Consider the following 21418-nt stretch of genomic DNA (forward strand, 5'->3'; position numbering starts at 1 on the left):
CTCGCCTTCGGATATCCACAGCCGCCACATGTTTGTATGACTGCAACTCCGCCGGACCGGCCGTGGGCGATCAGCGCAGGCTACGGACGTCCAGATGCCGCAGCACCCGGTCCACGATCTCCGGATCCGCCCCCGGCTCGCTCCGCGCCGCCAGCACCTCGTGCCGCGCCGCGCTGAGCATCTCCTGCTGGATCCGCCGCAACCGCTTCAACCGCTTCGCCCGCTTGTCGTGCCCCTCCCGCCGCTCGTCATCCGCCACCTCGGGGCTGATCCGGAACCCGATCTCGAAGGCCCGCCGCAGCATCTGCTCCGACACGTCCTCCGGCAGGTCCTCGACCTGCTCGATCTCCCGCAGCCGGCGCCGTGCCGCCTTCGCCGCCCGTACCGCCAGTTCCTTCTCGAACTTTTTCTCCTGGTCGGTGTCGGCCCGTACCCCCAGCCGCTTCACCAGCCACGGCAGGGTCAGCCCCTGGAGCACCAGCGTCGCCATGATCACACCGAACGCGATGAAGACGATCTCGTTCCGGTCCGGGAAGGCGGATCCGTCGTCGGTCTTCAGCGGAATGGCCAGGGCCAGCGCCACCGAGGCCACCCCGCGCATCCCGGACCACCACATCACCACGGTCTCCCGCCAGCTGGTCGGGATCTCCTCGTCGTAGTCCCGCCGGGCGTGCAGCCGCTTGGTCAGCCAGGTCGCCGGCAGCAGCCACACCAGCCGGACCACGACGACCACGCCCACGATCGCGGCCGCCCAGCCGAGCAGCTCGCCCCAGCGGCCGGACGCCGTACGGATCGCGTTGTGCAGTTCCAGGCCGATCAGCCCGAACGCGACGCCGGTGACGAGCGTGTCGACGATGTCCCAGAAGGTGTATCCGGCGAGCCGGGTCATGACGTCGTCGGCGTCGGTGGCGTACTCGGCGATGAACAGCGCGGTGGTGAGCACGGCGAGCACCCCGGAGCCGTGCAGTTCCTCGGCGAGGACGTAGGAGACGTACGGGACGAGCAGGGTCAGGCCGATCTGGAGGGTGGCGTCACCCAGCACGTCCATCAGCTTGTTCGCGCCCCAGCCGAGTGCCAGCCCCACGGCGATCGCGACCACGGCGGACAGCAGGAAGTCCAGCCCGGCCCGCCAGGGCGAGAACGTGCCGCTGACCACGGCGGCGATCGCCACGTGGTAGAGAACGATGGCCGTGACGTCGTTGAAGAGGCCCTCGCCCTCCAGGATCGACACCAGTCGGCGCGGTAGCCCGAGCTGCCCGGCGACGGCGGTCGCGGCGACCGGGTCGGGCGGGGCGACCAGCGCGCCCAGCGCCACCGCGGCGGCGATCGGCAGCCCGGGCACGATCGCGTTGGCGACGACCGCCACGCACACCGTGGTGACGAACACCAGCGCCACGGCGAGCAGGAAGATCGGCCGGATGTTGGCCGCGAACTGCCGCCAGGAGGTCCGCCGTACGGCGGCGTAGAGCAGCGGTGGCAGCAGGCCGGGCAGGATCAGCTCGGGCGGGATGCTCACGTTCGGCACGAAGTCGGCGACCGCCAGGACGATCCCGAACAGGGTCACCAGCACGGGAGCCGGCAGCCCCAGCCGGTCGCCCACCGGGACGCTCACCAGGGCCCCGAGCAGCAGCACGAACAACAGGGCCAACTGATCCACGGCCAGCACTCCGGGAGTCGACGATCACACAGCGGGCCTCAAGCGTGCCATGCGGTCTTCCGGAGTGCTCCGCCCTACAGCGCGCGCCGCATCCCCCGGTGCGGGATGCCCGCCTCCTCGTACTCCGGACCGTAGGGCTCGTAGCCCAGTCGCTCGTAGAAGCCCAGCGCGTGCGTCTGCGCGTGCAGGTCCACCGCCCTCAGGCCACGCGCGCGTGCCGCGTCCTCGATGGCCCGGACCAGGGCCACGCCTATGCCGAGACCCCGGGCCTCCTGGGCGACCGCGAGCCGGCCCAGGGAGCCGAGGGACGGATCGGCGCCGGTCTTCTCCGCCGCCGTCTCGCCGAACAGCAGCCGGCCGGTGCCCAGCGGCATGCCGTCCTCGCGGATCGCGAGCACGTGCAGGGCCGTGGCGTCGTACTCGTCGTACTCCAGGTCCTCGGGAACGGCCTGTTCGACGACGAAGACCTGCTTGCGCACCGCGAAGCACGCCTCCAGGTCGGCGGGATCCCCGGCGACCCGCACCTCGTACGCGCGGGTGCTCATCCGTACGTCTCCTCGCGGACCTGGTCCAGCGCCTGCTGCAGGTCGGCCGGGTAGTCACTCTCGAACTCGACCCAGTCGCCGCTCCCGGGGTGCTCGAAGCCGAGCCGGACCGCGTGCAGCCACTGGCGGGTCAGGCGCAGACGCTTGGCGAGCGTCGGGTCGGCGCCGTAGGTCAGGTCGCCGACGCAGGGGTGGCGGTGGGCGGCCATGTGGACGCGGATCTGGTGGGTGCGGCCGGTCTCCAGCTTCACGTCGAGCAGGGAGGCCGCGCGGAACGCCTCGATCAGGTCGTAGTGGGTCACGGAGGGCTTGCCCTCGGCCGTGACCGCCCACTTGTAGTCGTGCTGGGGGTGGCGGCCGATGGGGGCGTCGATGGTGCCACTGGTCGGGTCCGGGTGGCCCTGCACGACCGTGTGGTAGCGCTTGTCGACCGTGCGCTCCTTGAACTGGCGTTTGAGCGAGGTGTACGCGCGCTCCGACTTGGCCACCACCATCAGGCCGGAGGTGCCGACGTCGAGGCGGTGCACGATGCCCTGGCGCTCGGCGGCGCCGGAGGTGGAGATGCGGTAGCCGGCGGCCGCCAGACCGCCGATCACGGTGGGGCCGGTCCAGCCGGGGCTGGGGTGCGCGGCAACGCCGACGGGCTTGACGATCACGACCACGTCATCGTCGTCGTGCACGATCTCCATGCCCTCGACGGGCTCCGCGACGATCTGCACGGGCGCGGGCGCCCCCGGCATCTCGACCTCAAGCCAGGCGCCGCCGCTCACCCGCTCGGACTTGCCGACCACCGCGCCGTCGACCTGGACCTTGCCCGCCGCGGCCAGCTCGGCCGCCTTGGTGCGGGAGAAGCCGAACATGCGGGAGATGGCGGCGTCGACGCGCTCGCCCTCCAGGCCGTCGGGCACGGGCAGGGTTCGGATCTCGGGAACGGTGCTCACCCGTCGAGTATGCCGGACGGCACCGACAGCCCCGTACGCAAGCCCATCCGGCCCCGGCCCCCCCGGCCCCGGGTCAGCCCTTGTGGACGGTCCCGTCCGGGTCCAGGCCGCGGAAGGAGAGCAGGACGATCAGGACGCCGCCGCAGACGATCGCCGAGTCGGCCAGGTTGAACACCGCGAACCCCTTGGGCGCGATGAAGTCGACGACCTGGCCCTCGAAGACGCCGGGCGAGCGGAAGATCCGGTCGGTGAGGTTGCCGAGCGCGCCACCGAGCAGCAGGCCGAGCGCGACGGCCCAGGGGAAGCTGTAGAGCTTGCGGGCCAGGCGGAAGATCACGACGATCACGGCCGCCGCGATCACCGTGAAGATGATCGTGAAGGCGCCGCCGAACCCGAAGGCCGCGCCCGGGTTGCGGATCGCGTGGAACTCCAGCCAGTCACCGATGACCTCGATCGGCGCGTGGTGCTCCAGCTTCGCGACCACGATCATCTTGCTGGCCAGGTCGAGGGCGTACGCGAAGGCGGCCACCGCGAACAGCACGGCGATCCGGCGTCCGCGCCCGGGCCGCCGTTCGTCCCCGGTCCGCTGCTGCTCCGCGCCGGACACGCGGGGCGCCGCCGTCTCCTCACCGCCGTCGTCCGGAGTGTCCGGAGTACCGATGATGCGCTCCGCCTCTGCCACGTGAGTCCCTCAACCTAGGTGCCTGCTCGGCACGAGAGTACGGCACGCCCCACGCGACCCCGATGCTCAGTAGCGGCGTTCCTGCTTCTGCTTGCACTCGACGCACAGAGTCGCCCTCGGGAAGGCCTGCATACGGGCCTTGCCGATGGGGTTCCCGCAGTTCTCGCAGAGTCCGTAGGTGCCGGCGTCGAGCTTCTCCAGGGCCCGCTCGGTCTGTTCGAGCATCTCGCGCGCGTTGGCGGCCAGCGCCAGTTCGTGCTCACGGGTGATGTTCTTGGTGCCGGTGTCGGCCTGGTCGTCGCCGGCACCGTCCCCGGAGTCCCGCATCAGGCCGGCCAGGGCGCTGTCGGAGGCGTCGAGCTCGGCGCGCAGCCGCAGCGCCTCGGCCATCAGCTCGGTGCGCGCCTCCTCGACCTCCTGCGGCGTCCACGGGTCCTCGCCCGGACGCACCGCGAGCTCGCCCGGAGCCGCCGTGGCGACCCGCGCCTTGGGGACGGCGGTCTCCGCCGCCGCAGTGGCCGTGCCAGGGGTCTTCTTCGCAACCACCGTCGTGGCTCCCGTCTGCTTGGCGGCCCGCGCCGCGCCCGCCTTCTTGGCCGTGCTCTTCTTGGCCGTGCCCTTCGCCGCCGCGGTCTTCGTCGCCGCGATCTTGGACGCGCTCTCCTCCGGCCTCTCGGACTTCTCCGCAGAGCCCTTGGCGACCGCGTCGGTCTTCTTCCCGGCCGTCTTCTTCACCGGTGTCCTCCTTGCGGCCGTTTTCCCGGCGGCACCCCTCTCACCAGCCGTTTTCTCGGACACCTCAGCCCTCTTCACGGCCTTGTCCGCCGTCTCCCCCGCGCGCGTCCCCCTCCTTTTGCCGCCCCCCTTGGTGTCCGCGTCGGAGGCAGCCGCGGCCCTGGACCGGCCGGACGCCGACTGCTGTACGGCGGTCTTCTTCGCCACCATGGCCGCGGCCCCTTCACATATTGTGATCTTGCACGCGAATCGTGCTGGGACGATAAATCGACTTGAGTCCCGCGGCAACGGGGCACGCCGCCCGATCCGCCTGCCCCGCGCCCCCCACGCAGCAGGTATGCATCCGTTGTGCCCAGCTCCCCGCGCGGTAATCCGCCGAGCCGGACATCCCAGGATGCGAACACGCGTACCGCGCCATTCGGGTCATCCCGGCAGGTGGACGGCCCGGCGCCGCCGGTGCCCGGAAAACGGGTCGGCCGCTGTCCTTGCGGCGCCGTACACTGGGCGGAGCGAGAAGCGTGGATGGGGACGAGTAGCGGCGTACGCAGCCAAGAGCGACCCGGGGACGGTGGAAGCCCGGGGGCGAGCACGACGTGAAGATCACCCCGGAGCCGCCGGAAGAAAGCCCCAGGGCGAGTAGAACCGGCTTCGCGACCCCAATGAGGGGGCTCACCGACGCGTAGGGCGTCCGGGGAGCCAAGGAGGGTGGTACCGCGGGAGCGCGCCGCACACGGCGTTCGGAAGGCAAGGCTCTCGTCCCTCCGACGGAAGGCAGCAAGTCCGTTGGAGGAAGCTCGCAGATGACAGCGCCGACGTACCGCCAGGTGCCCGCACAGGTCGACCTGCCCGCCCTCGAGCACGCCGTGCTCGACTTCTGGCGCGAGCAGAAGATCTTCGCCAAGACCCTGGAGCAGTCCGAGGGCCGCCCCGAGTGGGTGTTCTACGAGGGCCCGCCCACCGCCAACGGCATGCCCGGCGCCCACCACATCGAGGCGCGTGTCTTCAAGGACGTCTTCCCGCGCTTCCGCACCATGCGCGGCTACCACGTGGCCCGCAAGGCCGGCTGGGACTGCCACGGCCTGCCCGTGGAGCTGGCGGTCGAGAAGGAGCTGGGCTTCAGCGGCAAGCCCGACATCGAGGCGTACGGCGTCGCCGAGTTCAACGCCAAGTGCCGTGAGTCGGTACTGCGCCACACCGACGCGTTCTCCGAGCTGACGACCCGCATGGGCTACTGGGTCGACCTGGACGACGCGTACGTGACCATGGACCCCGAGTACATCGAGTCGGTCTGGTGGTCGCTCAAGGAGATCTTCAACAAGGGTCTGCTGGTCCAGGACCACCGCGTCGCCCCCTGGTGCCCGCGCTGCGGCACCGGCCTGTCCGACCACGAGCTGGCGCAGGGCTACGAGACGGTCGTCGACCCCTCCGTGTACGTCCGTTTCCCGCTCACCTCCGGTCCGCTCGCCGGCCAGGCCGCTCTCCTGGTGTGGACGACCACCCCGTGGACCCTGGTGTCCAACACGGCGGTGGCCGCGCACCCCGACGTCACCTACGTCGTCGCGACGAACGGCGAGGAGAAGCTGGTCGTCGCCGAACCGCTGGTCGCCAAGGCGCTCGGCGAGGGCTGGGAGACCACGGGCCAGACCTTCACCGGCGCCGAGATGGAGCGCTGGACTTACCAACGTCCGTTCGAGCTCGTCGAGTTCCCGGAGCCGGCGCATTTCGTCGTCAACGCCGAGTACGTCACGACCGAGGACGGTACGGGCCTGGTCCACCAGTCCCCCGCCTTCGGTGAGGACGACCTCAAGGTCTGCCGCGCCTACGGCCTGCCGGTGGTGAACCCGGTCCGCCCGGACGGCACCTTCGAGGAGGACGTCCCGCTGATCGGCGGCGTCTTCTTCAAGAAGGCCGACGAAAGGCTCACCGAGGACCTGAAGCAGCGCGGCCTCCTCTTCAAGCACCTGCCGTACGAACACAGCTACCCGCACTGCTGGCGCTGTCACACCGCACTGCTCTACTACGCGCAGCCGTCCTGGTACATCCGCACGACGGAGATCAAGGACCGTCTCCTCGAGGAGAACGAGAAGACGAACTGGTTCCCGGACACCGTCAAGCACGGCCGGTACGGGGACTGGCTGAACAACAACATCGACTGGGCGCTGTCCCGCAACCGCTACTGGGGCACCCCGCTGCCGATCTGGCGCTGCGAGGACGACCACCTCACCGTGGTCGGCTCCCGCGCGGAGCTGACCGAGCTGACCGGCACCGACCAGTCCGGCCTCGACCCGCACCGCCCGTTCATCGACGAGGTCACCTTCGCGTGCCCGCAGTGCCGGCAGACGGCCACGCGCGTGCCGGAGGTCATCGACGCCTGGTACGACTCGGGTTCGATGCCGTTCGCGCAGTGGGGCTACCCGTACAAGAACAAGGAGCTGTTCGAGAGCCGTTACCCGGCCCAGTTCATCTCCGAGGCGATCGACCAGACGCGAGGGTGGTTCTACACCCTCATGGCGGTCGGCACGCTGGTCTTCGACAAGTCGTCGTACGAGAACGTGGTCTGCCTGGGTCACATCCTCGCCGAGGACGGCCGCAAGATGTCCAAGCACCTGGGCAACATCCTGCAGCCGATCCCGCTGATGGACCAGCACGGCGCGGACGCGGTGCGCTGGTTCATGGCGGCCGGCGGTTCCCCGTGGGCGGCCCGCCGGGTCGGGCACGGCACCATCCAGGAGGTCGTCCGCAAGACGCTGCTGACGTACTGGAACACGGTCGCCTTCCAGGCGCTGTACGCCCGTACGTCGGACTGGGCGCCGAGCGCTGCGGACCCCACCCCGGCCGACCGCCCGGTCCTGGACCGCTGGCTGCTGTCCGAACTGCACGCGCTCACCGACCAGGTCACCCAGGCGCTGGAGGCCTACGACACCCAGCGCGCCGGCAAGCTGCTGTCCGCGTTCGTCGACGACCTGTCCAACTGGTACGTCCGCCGCTCGCGCCGCCGCTTCTGGCAGGGCGACAAGGCCGCGCTGCGCACGCTGCACGAGGTCGTGGAGACCGTCACCAAGCTGATGGCCCCGCTGACGCCGTTCATCACCGAGCGGGTGTGGCAGGACCTGGTGGTGCCGGTGACCCCGGGCGCACCGGAGTCGGTGCACCTGTCCGCCTGGCCGGAGGCGGACCTGTCCGCGATCGACCCGGAGCTGTCCCGCCAGATGGTTCTGGTACGACGGCTCGTGGAGCTCGGCCGGGCCACGCGCGCGGAGTCGGGCGTCAAGACGCGTCAGCCGCTGTCCCGGGCGCTGGTCGCGGCAGTCGGCTTCGACGCGCTCGCCCCGGAGCTGCACACGCAGATCACCGACGAGCTGAACGTCTCCTCGCTGGCGTCGCTGTCCGAGGTGGGCGGCTCGCTGGTGGACACCACGGCCAAGGCCAACTTCCGGGCGCTGGGCAAGCGGTTCGGCAAGCGGGTGCAGGACGTGGCGAAGGCGGTCGCCGCGGCGGACGCGGCGGCGCTGTCGCTGGCGCTGCGGGAGGGCACGGCGTCGGTGGAGGTCGACGGCGAGACCGTGACCCTGGCGCCGGACGAGGTGATCATCACGGAGACGCCGCGTGAGGGCTGGTCGGTGGCGTCGGACTCCGGTGCGACCGTCGCGCTCGACCTGGAGATCACGGAGGAGCTGCGCCAGGCGGGGCTCGCCCGGGACGCGATCCGGCTGATCCAGGAGGCGCGCAAGAACAGCGGGCTGGATGTGGCCGACCGGATCGCGCTGCGGTGGGTGTCGACCGACCCGGCGGTGATCGCGGCGCTCGCGGAGCACGCGTCGCTGATCGCCGACGAGGTGTTGGCGACCGACTTCTCGCAGGGCGAGGGGGATGACAGTTACGGGGCTCCCTTCACCGACGAAGGGTTGTCGTTGACGTTCCGTCTGCGCAAGGCGTAGGCGCCGGCCTTTCGAGAAGGGCCCGGTCTTCACGTCGGGGATCGGGCCTTTTCTCATGTCTGCGGGCCGGTGCGGTTGCCGTGCGCGGTTTCCCGCGCCCCTTTCCGGCGGTCCCCTTCTCTTGCCTCAGGGCCGGACCACCAACCGTGCGCCCGCGCGGCGGAGCCGCATACCGACACAGCCCCGCGCCCCTTGGGGCGGCATCTGCGCAACACGCATAAACAGGGCGGGGCCCCGGATACTTATCCGGGGCCCCGCCCTGTTGTGCTCTGCCGATGCCTACGGCGTCTTACGCGCCCGCCGTCAGTTGTCGTCCTCGTCGATGAGGAAGCCGCGCATCGGGGACGGCGCCTGGCCCATCGGGGACGGGCCCTGCGGGCGTACCGGTGCCATCGGCTGGGTCATCGCCGGCGTCATCTGCTGCTGGCCGCCGTAGGACGGCGGAGCGGGAGACGGGCCGCCGCCCATCGGCTGGTTGCCGCCGTAGGATGGGGCGCTCGCGCCGGCCGGAGCCATGGAGGGCGCCGGGGACGGCGGGAGGGAGGCCGTGGCCGGAGTACGCGGCGGCGCCAGGGAGTCGTCGGCCTGGGTCTCCAGCTGACGCAGCTGCGACTCCAGGTACGACTTCAGACGCGTGCGGTACTCGCGCTCGAAGCCGCGCAGGTCCTCGACCTTGCGCTCCAGCGTGGCGCGCGCGGACTCCAGTGAGCCCATGGCAACGCGGTGCTTCTCCTGCGCGTCCCGCTCCAGCGCGTCCGCCTTGGCACGGGCGTCACGCTCCAGACCCTCGGCGCGGCTGCGGGCCTCGCCGACGATCTTGTTGGCCTCGGAGCGGGCCTCGGCGATCGCCTGGTCGGCGGTCTGCTGGGCCAGCGAGAGGACTCGGGCGGCGCTGTCGCCACCGGGGCCCTGACCGGGGCCGCCCATCGGACCGCCCATGGGGCCGCCCATCGGGCCACCCATCTGCTGCTGCATGGGGGGCTGGCCCATCGGACCCTGGCCCATGCCCTGGCCCATCGGGCCGTGGCCCTGGCCCATCGGACCGCCCTGACCCATCGGGCCCTGGCCCATCGGCCCCTGCCCCATAGGACCGGGACCCTGCGGACCGCCCTGGCCACTGGGACCGGCCGGCAGCTGCGGGGCGCCGCTCGGCAGCTGCGGGGGACCGCCCATGGGGCCACCCATCTGCTGCTGCGGCGGGCCCGATATGCCGGCGGGCACCGGAGCGCCGGGACCTCGCATGCCCTGCTGCGGCATACCGCCCTGCTGCATACCACCCTGCTGCGGCATTCCGCCTTGCTGCGGCATGCCGCCCTGCTGCATGCCGCCCTGCTGCATGCCGCCCTGCTGGTCCTGCGGCTCCGGAGGCTTGCGCATGTTCTGCTGGTTCTGCGCGGCCGCGCGCGTGGCCGCGGCCAGCTTGGCGCGCAGGTCCTCGTTCTCGCGCAGCAGGCGCGTCAGTTCGGCTTCGACCTCATCGAGGAAGGCATCGACCTCGTCCTCGTCATAGCCTTCTCGGAGGCGGACGGTCGTGAACTGCTTGTTCCGCACGTCCTCGGGGGTCAACGGCATCTCTTCACCTCAACGTAGTCGTCGGCATCGGCAAGACGGTAGGTCACATCGCTCATCACAGCCGACCAACGATCGCGATCAGGATGTAGACGATGATCATCAGTACGAAGAAGGACAGGTCGAGCGCCACGCCCCCGAGACGCAGCGGCGGAATGAACCGCCGCAGAAGCTTGAGCGGTGGATCGGTGACAGTGTAGGTGGCCTCAAGTACGACCACCATCGCCTTGCCGGGTTGCCATGAGCGGGCGAACTGGAACACGTAGTCCATGACCAACCGGAAGATGAGCACGATGAGGAAGCACATCAGCGCGATGTAGATCACATCAAGGAACACGCTCATGGTCCGTGCTTCCCTCTCCCCTGTTTCCGTCGTGCCTTGCCTTGTACCGGTGTTGCGTCTCAGCTCTGGTTGAAGAACCCGCCCTCTGCGATGCGGGCCTTGTCCTCCGCCGTGACATCGACGTTAGCAGGCGACAACAGGAACACCTTCTGCGTCACCCGCTCGATGCTGCCGTGAAGACCAAACACCAAACCGGCCGCAAAGTCGACAAGTCGCTTCGCGTCTGTGTCATCCATCTCAGTCAGATTCATGATCACCGGGGTGCCCTCACGGAAGTGTTCCCCGATGGTACGGGCCTCGTTGTAGGTCCGGGGGTGAAGTGTGGTGATCCGGTACGGCTCTCGTTCCGACACGACCTTGGGCATGATCACCGGTGCGTTCTTCTCCAGGCTTGCGCGTTCTTGTGTGATGGACGCCACGGGGGCGATACGCGCCGGGCGTCCCGATTCCGGGGGTAGCGAAGCGGAATGCGACACCGGTTCGCGCGGTGCCGACGGTTGTACCACTCGTACCGAATCGTCCCTTTGGGACTGGTGTGCGCTGTGGGACTGGTGCGACGGCTCGTGCCGTCGATGGTCCCGCTCGGGCTCCGGGTCCAGTTCGGGCTCGAAGTCGTCGTCGGGGTCGAATCCGCGGCCGTCGTACCCATCGTCCTCCACGAGGCCGAGGTAGACCGCCATCTTGCGCATCGCGCCGGCCATGCTCTGAGTCCTCCGCTCTGTGGTGGATCGGTGACGACTGCCAAGTCCCGCGATCCACGTGGCCGTTGTGCCCGCCTTGGGCCACATTGACCATATTTTCTGCTGTGGTCCGACTTCTTGGCGACGTTACCCGAGCCTGGGGCGGACTCCGAGTACCGCAGTGCCGACGCGCACATGTGTCGCCCCGGCGGCCACGGCTTCCTCAAGGTCCGCACTCATCCCTGCCGAGACCATGTTCGCAGCCGGATGGGCTCGGCGCAGGTCGGTCGACAAATCCATCAACCGCTCGAACGCCGCCCGTTGGCGCCCCGCGTACTCCCCGGTGAGCGGAGCGACGGTCATCAGTCCGTCGAGCCGGAGCCCCGGCGCCCCCGCGACGAGGTCGGCCAACTCTTCGATTCCGCCCGGCGCCACGCCACCGCGCTCACCCCTTCCGCTCGCACCCGCGTCGAGCGCGACCTGGAGAAGACACCCCACCTCGCGCCCGGCCCGCACCGCCTCCTTCGACAGTGCCTCCACGAGCTTGGAACGATCGACGGACTGCACGAGATCCGCGTAACCCACCACGGATCGCACTTTGTTGGTCTGCAATTGACCAACAAAGTGCCAAGTAAGCGGCAGATCCGCACATTCGGCAGCCTTGGGGGCCGCGTCCTGGTCGCGGTTCTCGGCGACATGGCGCACGCCGAGTCCCGACAGCATCCGCACATCGCTCGCCGGGTAGGTCTTGGTGACCACGATCAGGGTCACCTCCTCCCGTTCGCGCCCGGCCGCCACACACGCGGCGGCGATGCGCGCCTCCACTTTCGCCAGATTTGCGACGAGTTGAGCCTTACGGTCCGTCATGTCCTACCAGTCCAGCCACACATAGCTCGCGAGCCGCCCGGTGGTGCGGTCGCGGCGGTACGAGAAGTGGTCGCCCGACTCCAGCGTGCACACCGGCGACTGCACCCGGTCGAGCACCCCGGCGCGCGCGAGCTGCGCATGCACTCCGGCGCCCACGTCGACCGCCGGAGTGCCCCAGCCGGTCTCGGCGTGCGCCGCCGGCTCGACGGCGGCCACTTCGGCGCGCATCGCCTCCGGCACCTCGTAGCACCGTCCGCAGACGGCGGGTCCGGTGCGGGCGACGATCCTGGCCGGGTCGGCGCCGAGTTCGGTCATCGCGTGTACGGCGGCGGGGACGACCCCGGCGACCATGCCGGGGCGCCCCGCGTGGGCGGCGGCCACCACTCCCGCGACCGGGTCGGCGAGCAGGACGGGGGTGCAGTCGGCGGTGAGGACGGCGAGGGCGAGCCCCCGTCGTGCCGTGACCACCGCGTCGACCTCCGGCACCGGCCGGTCGCCCCAGGGGCCGTCGACCACGGCCACGTCGGCGGAGTGGACCTGGTTCATCCAGACCACCTCCGCGGGGTCGAGCCCCAGCGACCTGGCGGCGAGTTCCCGATTGGTCCGTACCACGTCGGGGTCGTCGCCGACCGCCCCGCCCAGGTTGAGCTGCTCGTACGGAGCGGCGCTCACCCCGCCCCACCTGTCGGTGAAGGCGAAGTGCGCGCCGCTCACGGTTTCGCGCTGTCCTATCACGTCTGAAGGATCACTTGAGGAAGTCCGGTACGTCCAGTTCCTCGGCCGCGCTGTCCGTGTAGGAACGCGACGGCGGGACCGGCGGGGCGACCGGGATGTCGGCCACCGGCTCGGGCGCCGGCTCCGGCTCCTCCTTCGGGGTCACGCTGCCGAGCGAGCCGAAGGAGGGGCGGGACTCGGGCTGCCGGGCCGGAGTGGGCTCCTCGCGGCGGGCGGAGGTCGAGGACGAGCCGAGGACGGTGTCCCTGCGGGCCGGAGGCTGGCCCCCGTCGAAGCCGGCCGCGATGACCGTGACGCGGACCTCGTCGCCGAGGGCGTCGTCGATGACCGCGCCGAAGATGATGTTGGCCTCGGGGTGGGCGGCCTCGCTGACCAGCTGGGCGGCCTCGTTGATCTCGAACAGGCCCAGGTCCGAGCCGCCCGAGATGGAGAGCAGGACGCCCCGGGCGCCGTCGATGGAGGCCTCCAGGAGCGGCGAGGAGATCGCCATCTCGGCGGCGGCCACCGCACGGTCGTCGCCGCGGGCCGAGCCGATGCCCATGAGGGCCGAACCGGCCTCGGACATGACGGACTTGACGTCGGCGAAGTCGAGGTTGATCAGGCCGGGCGTGGTGATGAGGTCGGTGATGCCCTGGACACCGGAGAGCAGGACCTGGTCGGCCGACTTGAACGCGTCCAGGACGGAGACCTGGCGGTCCGAGATGGAGAGCAGCCGGTCGTTCGGGATGACGATGAGGGTGTCGACCTCTTCGCGGAGCTCGGCGATGCCGTCCTCGGCCTGGTTGGCGCGGCGCCGGCCCTCGAAGGTGAACGGGCGGGTGACCACGCCGATGGTTAGGGCGCCCAGGGTGCGGGCGATGTTGGCCACGACGGGCGCGCCGCCGGTGCCAGTGCCGCCGCCTTCACCGGCCGTCACGAAGACCATGTCGGCCCCCTTGAGGACCTCCTCGATCTCCTCGCGGTGGTCCTCGGCGGCCTTGCGGCCGACGGCCGGGTTGGCGCCGGCTCCGAGTCCACGGGTGAGTTCACGGCCGACGTCGAGCTTGACGTCGGCGTCGCTCATCAACAGCGCCTGTGCGTCGGTGTTGATAGCGATGAACTCGACGCCCTTGAGACCGACCTCGATCATCCGGTTGATGGCATTGACACCACCGCCGCCGACACCGATGACCTTGATGACTGCGAGGTAGTTCTGCGGTGCTGCCACGTCGAAGGCCTCTCGCCTCGAATTACGTTGCCGTCGCCATGCGATGCCCGCGTGGGACGGCAGATGCCGATTGGGACGGTCCGTAGCGCCGACCCGAACCCTAACCCTGAAGTTTAGGGTTACCAGTGTGTCTGTTTCCTGGAGTCTTCTGAACAGGACACTAAGTCGACAAGTGGCGCCCGTTCAACGAACACGCCGAACCTCCCGTTTTTCTTTTCACCCTATGTGATCAGCCGTAGCAGTGCCCAACCAGGGTGCTGGCCTGCGCTGATGTGCGTCAACTCGCTGATGACGCAGGGGCGGTGGGAACGCTCACGTCGAAGTGCCGCGCACCGGAAGCGGCTTTCATGAGAGCGGTGAGCGTGCGCGCCTTGGCGGCGCCGTTCTCGGCACTGCCCCACTCGACCGTGCGGCCGTCGCCCAACTCCAGCGTGATGTCGTCGTAGGAACGGACCTTGAGGGTTCGGGTGTCCCGGCGGACGGCGGCCGGAATGTCACCCGCGACATCGACGGCTTCCCGCACCAGCCGGTCGGTGCCGAAACGGCGCAGGCTCGCGGTGGCGGAACCCGGCCGGGACAGACTCAATTCCAGTGCCGGAGCACCTTCCGGCGCCTGCGAGACCGTAGCGAAACGGACGCCTTCCTTGTCCACTTCGGTGAACTTTCCGCCCTTTTCGATGAGCAGAACCGGAGTGCGCTCGGTCACTTTCAGCCCGATTCCGTGGGGCCAGGAGCGGACGACGTCAACCTCGTCAATTCTGGGCAGTTTTCGGCGCAGCCGGGCCTCGATGCCGTCGGTGCCGACGGAAATGAGCGGCGCTCCGACCGGGACGTCGGCGGCCTCCCGTACCTGCTCGGGCGTCAGAACGGCCGTACCGGAGACGGAGACGTGCCGTACACGCAGCCACGGGGAGCCGTAGAGCAGCCAGACGGAACCGGAGCCGAGGAGCACAACCCCCAGAGCCAGAATGACGATCGTACGAAAGCGGCGGTTTCTGAACCGGCGGACGAGCGGCGGGCCGGACGACTCCTGCTGGCGTTCACCGCGCTCGGCGGTGGTCGGTCCGGCCACGCTGCTCACTTGCCTTTCGTCATACGGCCTAACGGCGCGAGGCGATCGCCTCGTACACCATCCCGACGAGCAGGTCGTCGGCGTCCCGGCGGCCGAACTCGCTTGCCGCGCGGGACATCTCGTACAGCCGGTGCGGATCGGCGAGCACGGGCAGGACGTTCTGCTGCACCCATTCCGGGGTGAGTTCCGCGTCGTCGACCAGCAGACCGCCGCCCGCCTTGACCACCGGCTGGGCGTTCAGCCGCTGTTCGCCGTTGCCGATGGGCAGCGGGACATAGGCGGCCGGGAGTCCGACGGCGGAGAGTTCGGCGACGGTCATCGCGCCCGCGCGGCAGAGCATCATGTCGGCCGCGGCGTACGCGAGGTCCATCCGGTCCAGATAACCTACCGGGATGTAGGGGGGCATTCCCGGCATCTGGTGCACCTGCGGCAGTTCGTTCTTCGGGCCGACCGCGTGCAGGATCTGGATGCCGGCCTGCTGGAGCCAGGGCGCGACCTGCTGGATGACCTCGTTGAGGCGGCGGGCACCCTGGGAGCCGCCGGAGACCAGCAGCGTGGGCAGGTTGGGGTCGAGGCCGAAGCGGTGCCGGGCCTCGGGGCGGGCGGCGGCGCGGTCCAGGAGAGAGATGGAGCGGCGCAGCGGGATGCCGATGTAGCGGGCGTCGCGCAGCTTGCTGTCCGGGGTGGAGACGGCGACCCGGGCGGCGTAGCGGGAGCCGATCTTGTTGGCGAGGCCGGGGCGGGCGTTGGCCTCGTGGATCACGATCGGCACACCGAGGCGCTTGGCGGCGAGATAGCCGGGCAGGGCGACATAGCCGCCGAAGCCGACGACGCAGTCCGCCTTGGTGCGCTCCAGGATCTGCTCGGCAGCCTTGATGGTGCCGCGCAGCCGGCCCGGGACGGTGATCAGTTCAGGGGTGGGCTTGCGGGGCAGCGGCACCGCCGGGATCAGGGCGAGCTCGTAGCCGCGCTCGGGCACCAGCTTGGTCTCCAGGCCGCGCTCCGTGCCCAGGGCCGTGATCCCCACGGTGGGGTCCTGCCTGCGCAGGGCGTCCGCGAGGGCGAGCGCGGGCTCGATGTGGCCGGCGGTCCCCCCACCAGCGAGTACGACATGCACCGAAATTCACCGCTCTCCGGACGAGCGCGCCGCGGAGGCACGCCGTCGCATCGTGTTCCATCTCCGAGGCCCCTGAGGGCCCCCGGCTCCCCGCTTTCTACCAAAGCGAGGTTGCCGCATCGCAAGCGCCGCCCGCGCAGCGGGCTCGTCGCGCGCGAAGGCGATCAGCAACCCGATGGCGAACATGGTCGGCAGCAGGGCGGAGCCTCCGTAGGAGAACAGCGGGAGAGGGACGCCGGCGATCGGCAGCAGGCCGAGCACCGCACCGATGTTGATCACCGCCTGTGCGGTGATCCAGGTGGTCACGCCTCCCGCGGCGTACCTCACGAAGGGGTCCTCCGTGCGTCCGGCCACGCGGATACCCGCATAGCCTAGAGCCGCGAAGAGGGCCAGTACCGACAGCGTCCCCGCCAGGCCCAGTTCCTCACCGGTGACGGCGAAGATGAAGTCGGTGTGGGCTTCGGGCAGTTGGCCCCATTTTTCCACACTCGCACCGAGTCCGGAGCCGAAGAGTCCGCCGGAGGCCAGGGCGTAAATGCCATGAACTGCCTGCCAGCAGTCGGCGACGCCCGTCTTGGGCTCGGTGGCGCCGATGCAGGCGAGCCGGGCCATACGGTTGGGGCTGGTCTTGATGAGGATCACACCGAGCACGCCGGCGATCGACAGCACCCCGGCGAACAGCCGGGTCGGCGCCCCCGCCAGCCACAGCAGGCCGAACAGGATCGCGGTCAGGATGATCGCCGTACCCATGTCGCCGCCGAGCATGATCAGGCCGAGCAGCAGGAAGCTGACCGGGACCAGCGGCACCAGCATGTGCTTCCACTGGTTCAGCAGCCGCTTCTCCTGCTTGCGCGCCATCAGGTCGGCACCCCAGAGCACCAGGGCGAGCTTGCCGAACTCACTGGGCTGGATCTGGAAGGAGCCGCCGAGGGAGATCCAGTTCTGGTTGCCGTTGACCGACATCCCTATCCCGGGCACCTGCACCAGGGCCATCAGGAAGACGGCACCGGCGAGGATCGGATAGGCGAGCGCCCGGTGCAGTTTCACCGGCATGCGCGACGCCACGAACAGCAGCACGCCCCCGATACAGGCGGCCAGGAACTGCTTGCGGAAGAAGAACGAACCCGGCAGCGACATCTGCAGCGCGGTGATCTGGGAGGCCGAGTAGACCATCACCAGGCCCAGCACGATGATCAGCACACTGCCGCCGAGGATCAGGTAGTAGGCGGTCAGTGGCCGGTCCCAGGCGCGGTGGGCGCGGGTGCGGAGCCGCCGCAGCGGATTCTCGCGCGACACGCGGGGCGTGGCGGGCCTGCGGACTGCTCGCTGTACGGGAGGTCGGCCGGTGCGACTACCTGGCATCAACGCCTCCGCTGAACGTCGACCGTCCCACGCGTCCCTCCCAAGGTCGCCCGGCAGGCGGCCGGGTCAGGCGCCGAGTTCGCGAACAGCCTGAGCGAACGCGTCACCGCGCTTGTTGTAGTTGGCGAACATGTCCATGGAGGCACAGGCGGGGGCAAGGAGCACCGTGTCCCCGGCAACAGCGAGTCGCCGCGCCTCCTGGACCGCCGCGAGCATCGCCCCAGTGTCGGTCCGGTCGAGGTCGACGACGGGGACTTCCGGCGCGTGTCGCGCGAGGGCCTGCCGGATGAGGGCGCGATCGGCTCCGATCAGCACCACACCGCGAAGTCGCTTTGCCGACTTGGCGACCAGTTCGTCGAAGGTCGCACCCTTGGCCAGACCACCGGCAATCCATACAATCGACTCATATGATGCCAATGAGGCTTCCGCCGCATGCGTGTTGGTGGCCTTGGAGTCGTCGATGTACGCGACGCCGTCCACGTCGGCCACGTGCGCGATGCGGTGGGCGTCCGGGGTGAAGTTCCGCAGCCCGTCCCGTACGGCCGTGGGGGGCACCCCGAAGGCGCGTGCGAGGGCCGCCGCGGCAAGGGCGTTGGCGATGTTGTGCGGGGCGGGCGGGTTGACGTCGGAGACCTCGGCCAGCTCCTGGGCGTTCTTGTGCCGGTTCTCGACGAAGGCGCGGTCGACCAGGATGCCATCCACGACGCCGAGTTGGGAGGGTCCCGGGGTGCCGAGGGTGAAGCCGATGGCCCGGCAGCCCTCCTCGACGTCGGCCTGGCGGACCAGCTCCTCGGTGAGCTTGTCGGCCACGTTGTAGACGCAGGCGACCCGATTGCCCTCGTAGATACGGCCCTTGTCGGCCGCGTACGCCTCCATGGAGCCGTGCCAGTCGAGGTGGTCGGGGGCGAGGTTGAGCACCGCCGCCGAGTGGGCGCGCAGGGAGGGGGCCCAGTGCAGCTGATAGCTCGACAGCTCCACGGCAAGAACGTCGTACTCCTCCTCGCCGAGGACCGCGTCGAGCAGCGAGACGCCGATGTTGCCGACGGCGGCCGTGCGCAGGCCGGCGGCCTTCAGGATCGACGCCAGCATCTGGACGGTGGTGGTCTTGCCGTTCGTCCCCGTGACGGCCAGCCAGGGGGCCGCACCGGGGCCCCTGAGCCGCCAGGCGAGTTCGACATCGCCCCAGATCTCGATGCCTGCCGCGCGGGCCGCCGCGAACAGCGGCTTGTCCGGCTTCCAGCCGGGCGCGGTGACGATCAGCTCGGTGCCCTCCGGCAGGGTCGCGCCGTCGCCGAGGCGCACGGTGATGCCGAGCGCCTCCAGCTCCGCGGCCTGTGCACGCGCACGTTCGTCGTCGCCGTCGTTGACGACCGTGACGACCGCCCCGCGCGCGTGCAGCACCTTCGCCGCCGGGATGCCGGAGACGCCGAGCCCGGCGACGGTGACGTGCGTGCCGTGGAAGTCCGGGGACACCGAGGAGGTCACTTGTCCGCTGCCCATCCCGCGTAGAAGAGGCCGAGTCCGACAATCACACAGATACCCTGGATGATCCAGAAGCGGACCACCACAAGGACTTCGGACCAGCCCTTGAGTTCGAAGTGGTGCTGGAGTGGTGCCATCCGGAAGACGCGCCTGCCGGTGAGCCGGAAGGAGCCGACCTGGATGACGACCGACATGGTGATGAGGACGAACAGACCGCCCATGATGGCCACGAGGAGTTCCGTGCGGGACAGGATCGCCAGGCCCGTGAGGACACCGCCGAGCGCGAGCGAACCGGTGTCGCCCATGAAGATCTTGGCCGGCGAGGTGTTCCACCACAGGAAGCCCAGGCAGGAACCCATCAGCGCGGAGGCGATGACCGCGAGGTCCAGCGGATCGCGCACCTCGTAACAGGCGGCCGGGTTGGTGAGCGACTGCGCGTTGGCGCAGGACTCCTGGAACTGCCAGACGCCGATGAACGTGTAGGCGCCGAAGACGAGCACGGAGGCGCCGGTGGCCAGGCCGTCCAGACCGTCGGTCAGGTTCACGCCGTTGGACATCGCGAGAATCATGAACAGCGCCCAGACCACGAACAGCACCGGGCCGATGGTCCAGCCGAAGTCCGTGATGAACGACAGCTTCGTGGAGGCCGGGGTGTTGCCGCGGGCGTCGGCGAACTGCAGCGAGAGCACCGCGAAGGAGATGCCGACGATCAGCTGGCCGGCCATCTTCGCCTTGGCCCGCAGACCCAGCGAACGCCGCTTGACGATCTTGATGTAGTCGTCCAGGAAGCCGACCAGGCCCATCCCGCACATCAGGCCGAGGACCAGCACACCCGAGTAGGTCGGGGCGTAGCCGGTGATCACCTTGGACAGGAAGTAGGCGGCGACCGTCGACAGGATGAAGGCGATACCGCCCATCGTCGGCGTACCGCGCTTGCTGGCGTGCTCGCGCGGGCCGTCGTCACGGATGTACTGCCCGTAGCCCTTGCGGGCGAGGAGCTTGATCAGCAGCGGAGTGCCGATCAGCGTCAGGAAGAGACCGATGACGCCCGAGAAGAGGATCTGCTTCATCATCGGGCATCAACACCCTCGGCACCGCTCTGGAGAAGCGCCTGGGCAACGCTCTCCAGGCCAACCGACCGTGACGCCTTCACGAGGACGACGTCCCCCGGGCGCAACTCGCTGCGCAACAGGTCGACCGCCGCCTGTGCGTCGGACACGTGCACCGACTCCTCACCCCACGAACCCTCGTTATATGCGCCCAGTTGCAGCCAGGAGGCTTCCAGTCCCCCGACCGCGACGAGCTTGCCGACATTGAGCCGGACGGCGAGCCGTCCGACCGCGTCGTGCTCGGCGAGCGCCTCGTCCCCGAGCTCGGCCATCTTGCCGAGCACCGCCCACGTGCGGCGCCCCTTGCCCATGGCCGCCAGCGCGCGCAGCGCGGCTCGCATGGACTCGGGGTTGGCGTTGTAGGCGTCGTTGACGATGGTCACGCCGTCCGGGCGCTCGGTGACCTCCATACGCCAGCGGGAGAGGGAGCCAGCCTCGGAGAGCGCGGTGGCGATCTCTTCCGCGGACATGCCCAGCTCATGGGCGACGGCGGCCGCGGCGAGCGCGTTCGACACGTGATGCTCACCGTACAGGCGCATGGTCACATCGCTTGCACCGGAGGGTGTGTGAAGGCTGAACGCGGGCTGTCCCGTGTCCGTGAGTCGTACGTTCTCGGCGCGTACGTCCGCTTCGGCCGACTCTCCGAAAAGGACCACCTTCGCCTTGGTACGGGATGCCATGGCCCGCACCAGGGGGTCGTCCGCGTTGAGGATCGCGGCGCCGCCGTCCTCTGCGGGGGGCAGGGCCTCCACCAACTCGCCCTTCGCCTGGGCGATCTGCTCGCGGCCGCCGAACTCGCCGATGTGGGCGGTGCCGACGTTGAGGACCAGGCCGATCCTCGGGGGCGTCAGATCCGTCAGGTAGCGGATGTGGCCGATACCGCGGGCGCCCATCTCCAGCACCAGGAACTTCGTCTCCTCGGTGGCGGACAGGGCGGTCAGCGGCAGCCCGATCTCGTTGTTGAGCGAGCCGGGCGTGAACACGGTCGGCGCCTTGGTGCGCAGCACCTGGGCGATGAGGTCCTTGGTGCTGGTCTTGCCGGCCGAGCCGGTGAGGGCCACCAGGGTCGCGCCGAGCCGTCGTACGACATGGCGGGCGAGGGCGCCGAGGGCGCTCTGGACGTCGTCCACGACGATCGCGGGCACGCCGACGGGGCGGGACGCCAGAACGGCGACCGCACCCTTTTCGACGACCTGGGCGGCGAAGTCGTGGCCGTCCACGCGTTCGCCCACGAAGGCGGCGAACAGGCTGCCCGGTCTCACCTCGCGGGAGTCCCGGACGACTTCTCCGGTGACCTGGACGGACGGATCCGGTATGTCGTGCGTCTGCCCGCCGACGACTGCTGCGATCTCGGCGAGGGAGAGGGCGATCACAAGT

Annotated in this window: 18 protein-coding genes; 1 reads left to right on the forward strand and 17 read right to left on the reverse strand. The window is 69.8% G+C overall.

Features of this window, described 5'->3' with window-relative positions:
* Nucleotides 1–70: 70 nt before the first annotated feature.
* From ACZ7OO_RS07750 to ACZ7OO_RS07770, 5 genes are all read right to left on the reverse strand, one after another.
* Nucleotides 71–1657: a Na+/H+ antiporter gene (locus tag ACZ7OO_RS07750; protein ID WP_471502572.1), complete on the reverse strand. Its 1587-nt coding sequence runs from the start codon at nucleotides 1655–1657 to the stop codon at nucleotides 71–73.
* A gap of 74 nt (nucleotides 1658–1731) precedes the next feature.
* Nucleotides 1732–2202: a GNAT family N-acetyltransferase gene (locus ACZ7OO_RS07755; RefSeq protein WP_471502574.1), complete on the reverse strand. Its 471-nt coding sequence runs from the start codon at nucleotides 2200–2202 to the stop codon at nucleotides 1732–1734.
* The gene (locus ACZ7OO_RS07760) at nucleotides 2199–3143 is read right to left on the reverse strand and encodes an RluA family pseudouridine synthase (protein ID WP_471502576.1); all 945 of its coding nucleotides are present in this window, start codon (nucleotides 3141–3143) and stop codon (nucleotides 2199–2201) included. The genes ACZ7OO_RS07755 and ACZ7OO_RS07760 overlap by 4 nt, the downstream gene beginning before the upstream one ends.
* A gap of 73 nt (nucleotides 3144–3216) precedes the next feature.
* Nucleotides 3217–3825: a signal peptidase II gene (gene lspA / locus ACZ7OO_RS07765; protein ID WP_471502578.1), complete on the reverse strand. Its 609-nt coding sequence runs from the start codon at nucleotides 3823–3825 to the stop codon at nucleotides 3217–3219.
* A gap of 66 nt (nucleotides 3826–3891) precedes the next feature.
* Complete coding sequence (locus ACZ7OO_RS07770) at nucleotides 3892–4770, reverse strand: TraR/DksA family transcriptional regulator (protein ID WP_471502580.1); 879 nt, start codon at nucleotides 4768–4770, stop codon at nucleotides 3892–3894.
* 590 nt (nucleotides 4771–5360) lie between these two features.
* Here ACZ7OO_RS07770 and ileS point away from each other — a divergent pair.
* A complete protein-coding gene (gene ileS / locus ACZ7OO_RS07775; protein ID WP_471502582.1) occupies nucleotides 5361–8498 on the forward strand; it encodes an isoleucine--tRNA ligase in 3138 nt (1045 codons plus the stop codon).
* Between the two features lie 303 nt (nucleotides 8499–8801).
* Here ileS and ACZ7OO_RS07780 read toward each other — a convergent pair whose 3' ends face one another.
* The 12 genes from ACZ7OO_RS07780 to ACZ7OO_RS07835 form a co-directional block, all read right to left on the reverse strand.
* Nucleotides 8802–10070, reverse strand: coding sequence for a DivIVA domain-containing protein (locus tag ACZ7OO_RS07780; RefSeq protein WP_471502584.1), 1269 nt, complete (start codon nucleotides 10068–10070; stop codon nucleotides 8802–8804).
* A 55-nt stretch (nucleotides 10071–10125) separates the two neighbouring features.
* Nucleotides 10126–10410 carry a YggT family protein gene (locus ACZ7OO_RS07785; protein WP_046729537.1) on the reverse strand — a complete coding sequence of 95 codons (285 nt, stop codon included), beginning with the start codon at nucleotides 10408–10410 and terminating at the stop codon, nucleotides 10126–10128.
* Nucleotides 10411–10469: 59 nt separating this feature from the next.
* Complete coding sequence (locus ACZ7OO_RS07790; RefSeq protein ID WP_471502586.1) at nucleotides 10470–11111, reverse strand: cell division protein SepF; 642 nt, start codon at nucleotides 11109–11111, stop codon at nucleotides 10470–10472.
* Nucleotides 11112–11237: 126 nt separating this feature from the next.
* Nucleotides 11238–11957, reverse strand: a complete 720-nt coding sequence (locus ACZ7OO_RS07795) for a YggS family pyridoxal phosphate-dependent enzyme (protein ID WP_471502588.1) — start codon at nucleotides 11955–11957, stop codon at nucleotides 11238–11240.
* A 3-nt stretch (nucleotides 11958–11960) separates the two neighbouring features.
* Nucleotides 11961–12692 (reverse strand): peptidoglycan editing factor PgeF, encoded by a 732-nt coding sequence (gene pgeF / locus ACZ7OO_RS07800; protein WP_471502590.1) that lies wholly within the window; start codon nucleotides 12690–12692, stop codon nucleotides 11961–11963.
* A 10-nt stretch (nucleotides 12693–12702) separates the two neighbouring features.
* Complete coding sequence (ftsZ, locus tag ACZ7OO_RS07805) at nucleotides 12703–13899, reverse strand: cell division protein FtsZ (RefSeq protein ID WP_471502592.1); 1197 nt, start codon at nucleotides 13897–13899, stop codon at nucleotides 12703–12705.
* Nucleotides 13900–14176: 277 nt separating this feature from the next.
* Nucleotides 14177–14971 carry a cell division protein FtsQ/DivIB gene (locus ACZ7OO_RS07810; RefSeq protein ID WP_471503380.1) on the reverse strand — a complete coding sequence of 265 codons (795 nt, stop codon included), beginning with the start codon at nucleotides 14969–14971 and terminating at the stop codon, nucleotides 14177–14179.
* A gap of 28 nt (nucleotides 14972–14999) precedes the next feature.
* Nucleotides 15000–16088, reverse strand: a complete 1089-nt coding sequence (murG, locus tag ACZ7OO_RS07815; RefSeq protein WP_471502594.1) for an undecaprenyldiphospho-muramoylpentapeptide beta-N-acetylglucosaminyltransferase — start codon at nucleotides 16086–16088, stop codon at nucleotides 15000–15002.
* 6 nt (nucleotides 16089–16094) lie between these two features.
* Nucleotides 16095–17450 (reverse strand): putative lipid II flippase FtsW, encoded by a 1356-nt coding sequence (gene ftsW / locus ACZ7OO_RS07820; RefSeq protein ID WP_471502596.1) that lies wholly within the window; start codon nucleotides 17448–17450, stop codon nucleotides 16095–16097.
* Between the two features lie 66 nt (nucleotides 17451–17516).
* Complete coding sequence (gene murD / locus ACZ7OO_RS07825) at nucleotides 17517–18950, reverse strand: UDP-N-acetylmuramoyl-L-alanine--D-glutamate ligase (protein WP_471502598.1); 1434 nt, start codon at nucleotides 18948–18950, stop codon at nucleotides 17517–17519.
* Nucleotides 18932–20002, reverse strand: coding sequence for a phospho-N-acetylmuramoyl-pentapeptide-transferase (mraY, locus tag ACZ7OO_RS07830; RefSeq protein WP_471503382.1), 1071 nt, complete (start codon nucleotides 20000–20002; stop codon nucleotides 18932–18934). Before mraY ends, murD begins: the two co-directional genes overlap by 19 nt.
* Nucleotides 20002–21414 (reverse strand): UDP-N-acetylmuramoyl-tripeptide--D-alanyl-D-alanine ligase, encoded by a 1413-nt coding sequence (locus tag ACZ7OO_RS07835; protein WP_471502600.1) that lies wholly within the window; start codon nucleotides 21412–21414, stop codon nucleotides 20002–20004. The genes mraY and ACZ7OO_RS07835 overlap by 1 nt, the downstream gene beginning before the upstream one ends.
* Between the last annotated feature and the right edge of the window lie 4 nt (nucleotides 21415–21418).

This window comes from Streptomyces sp. NPDC111744, assembly GCF_055634995.1.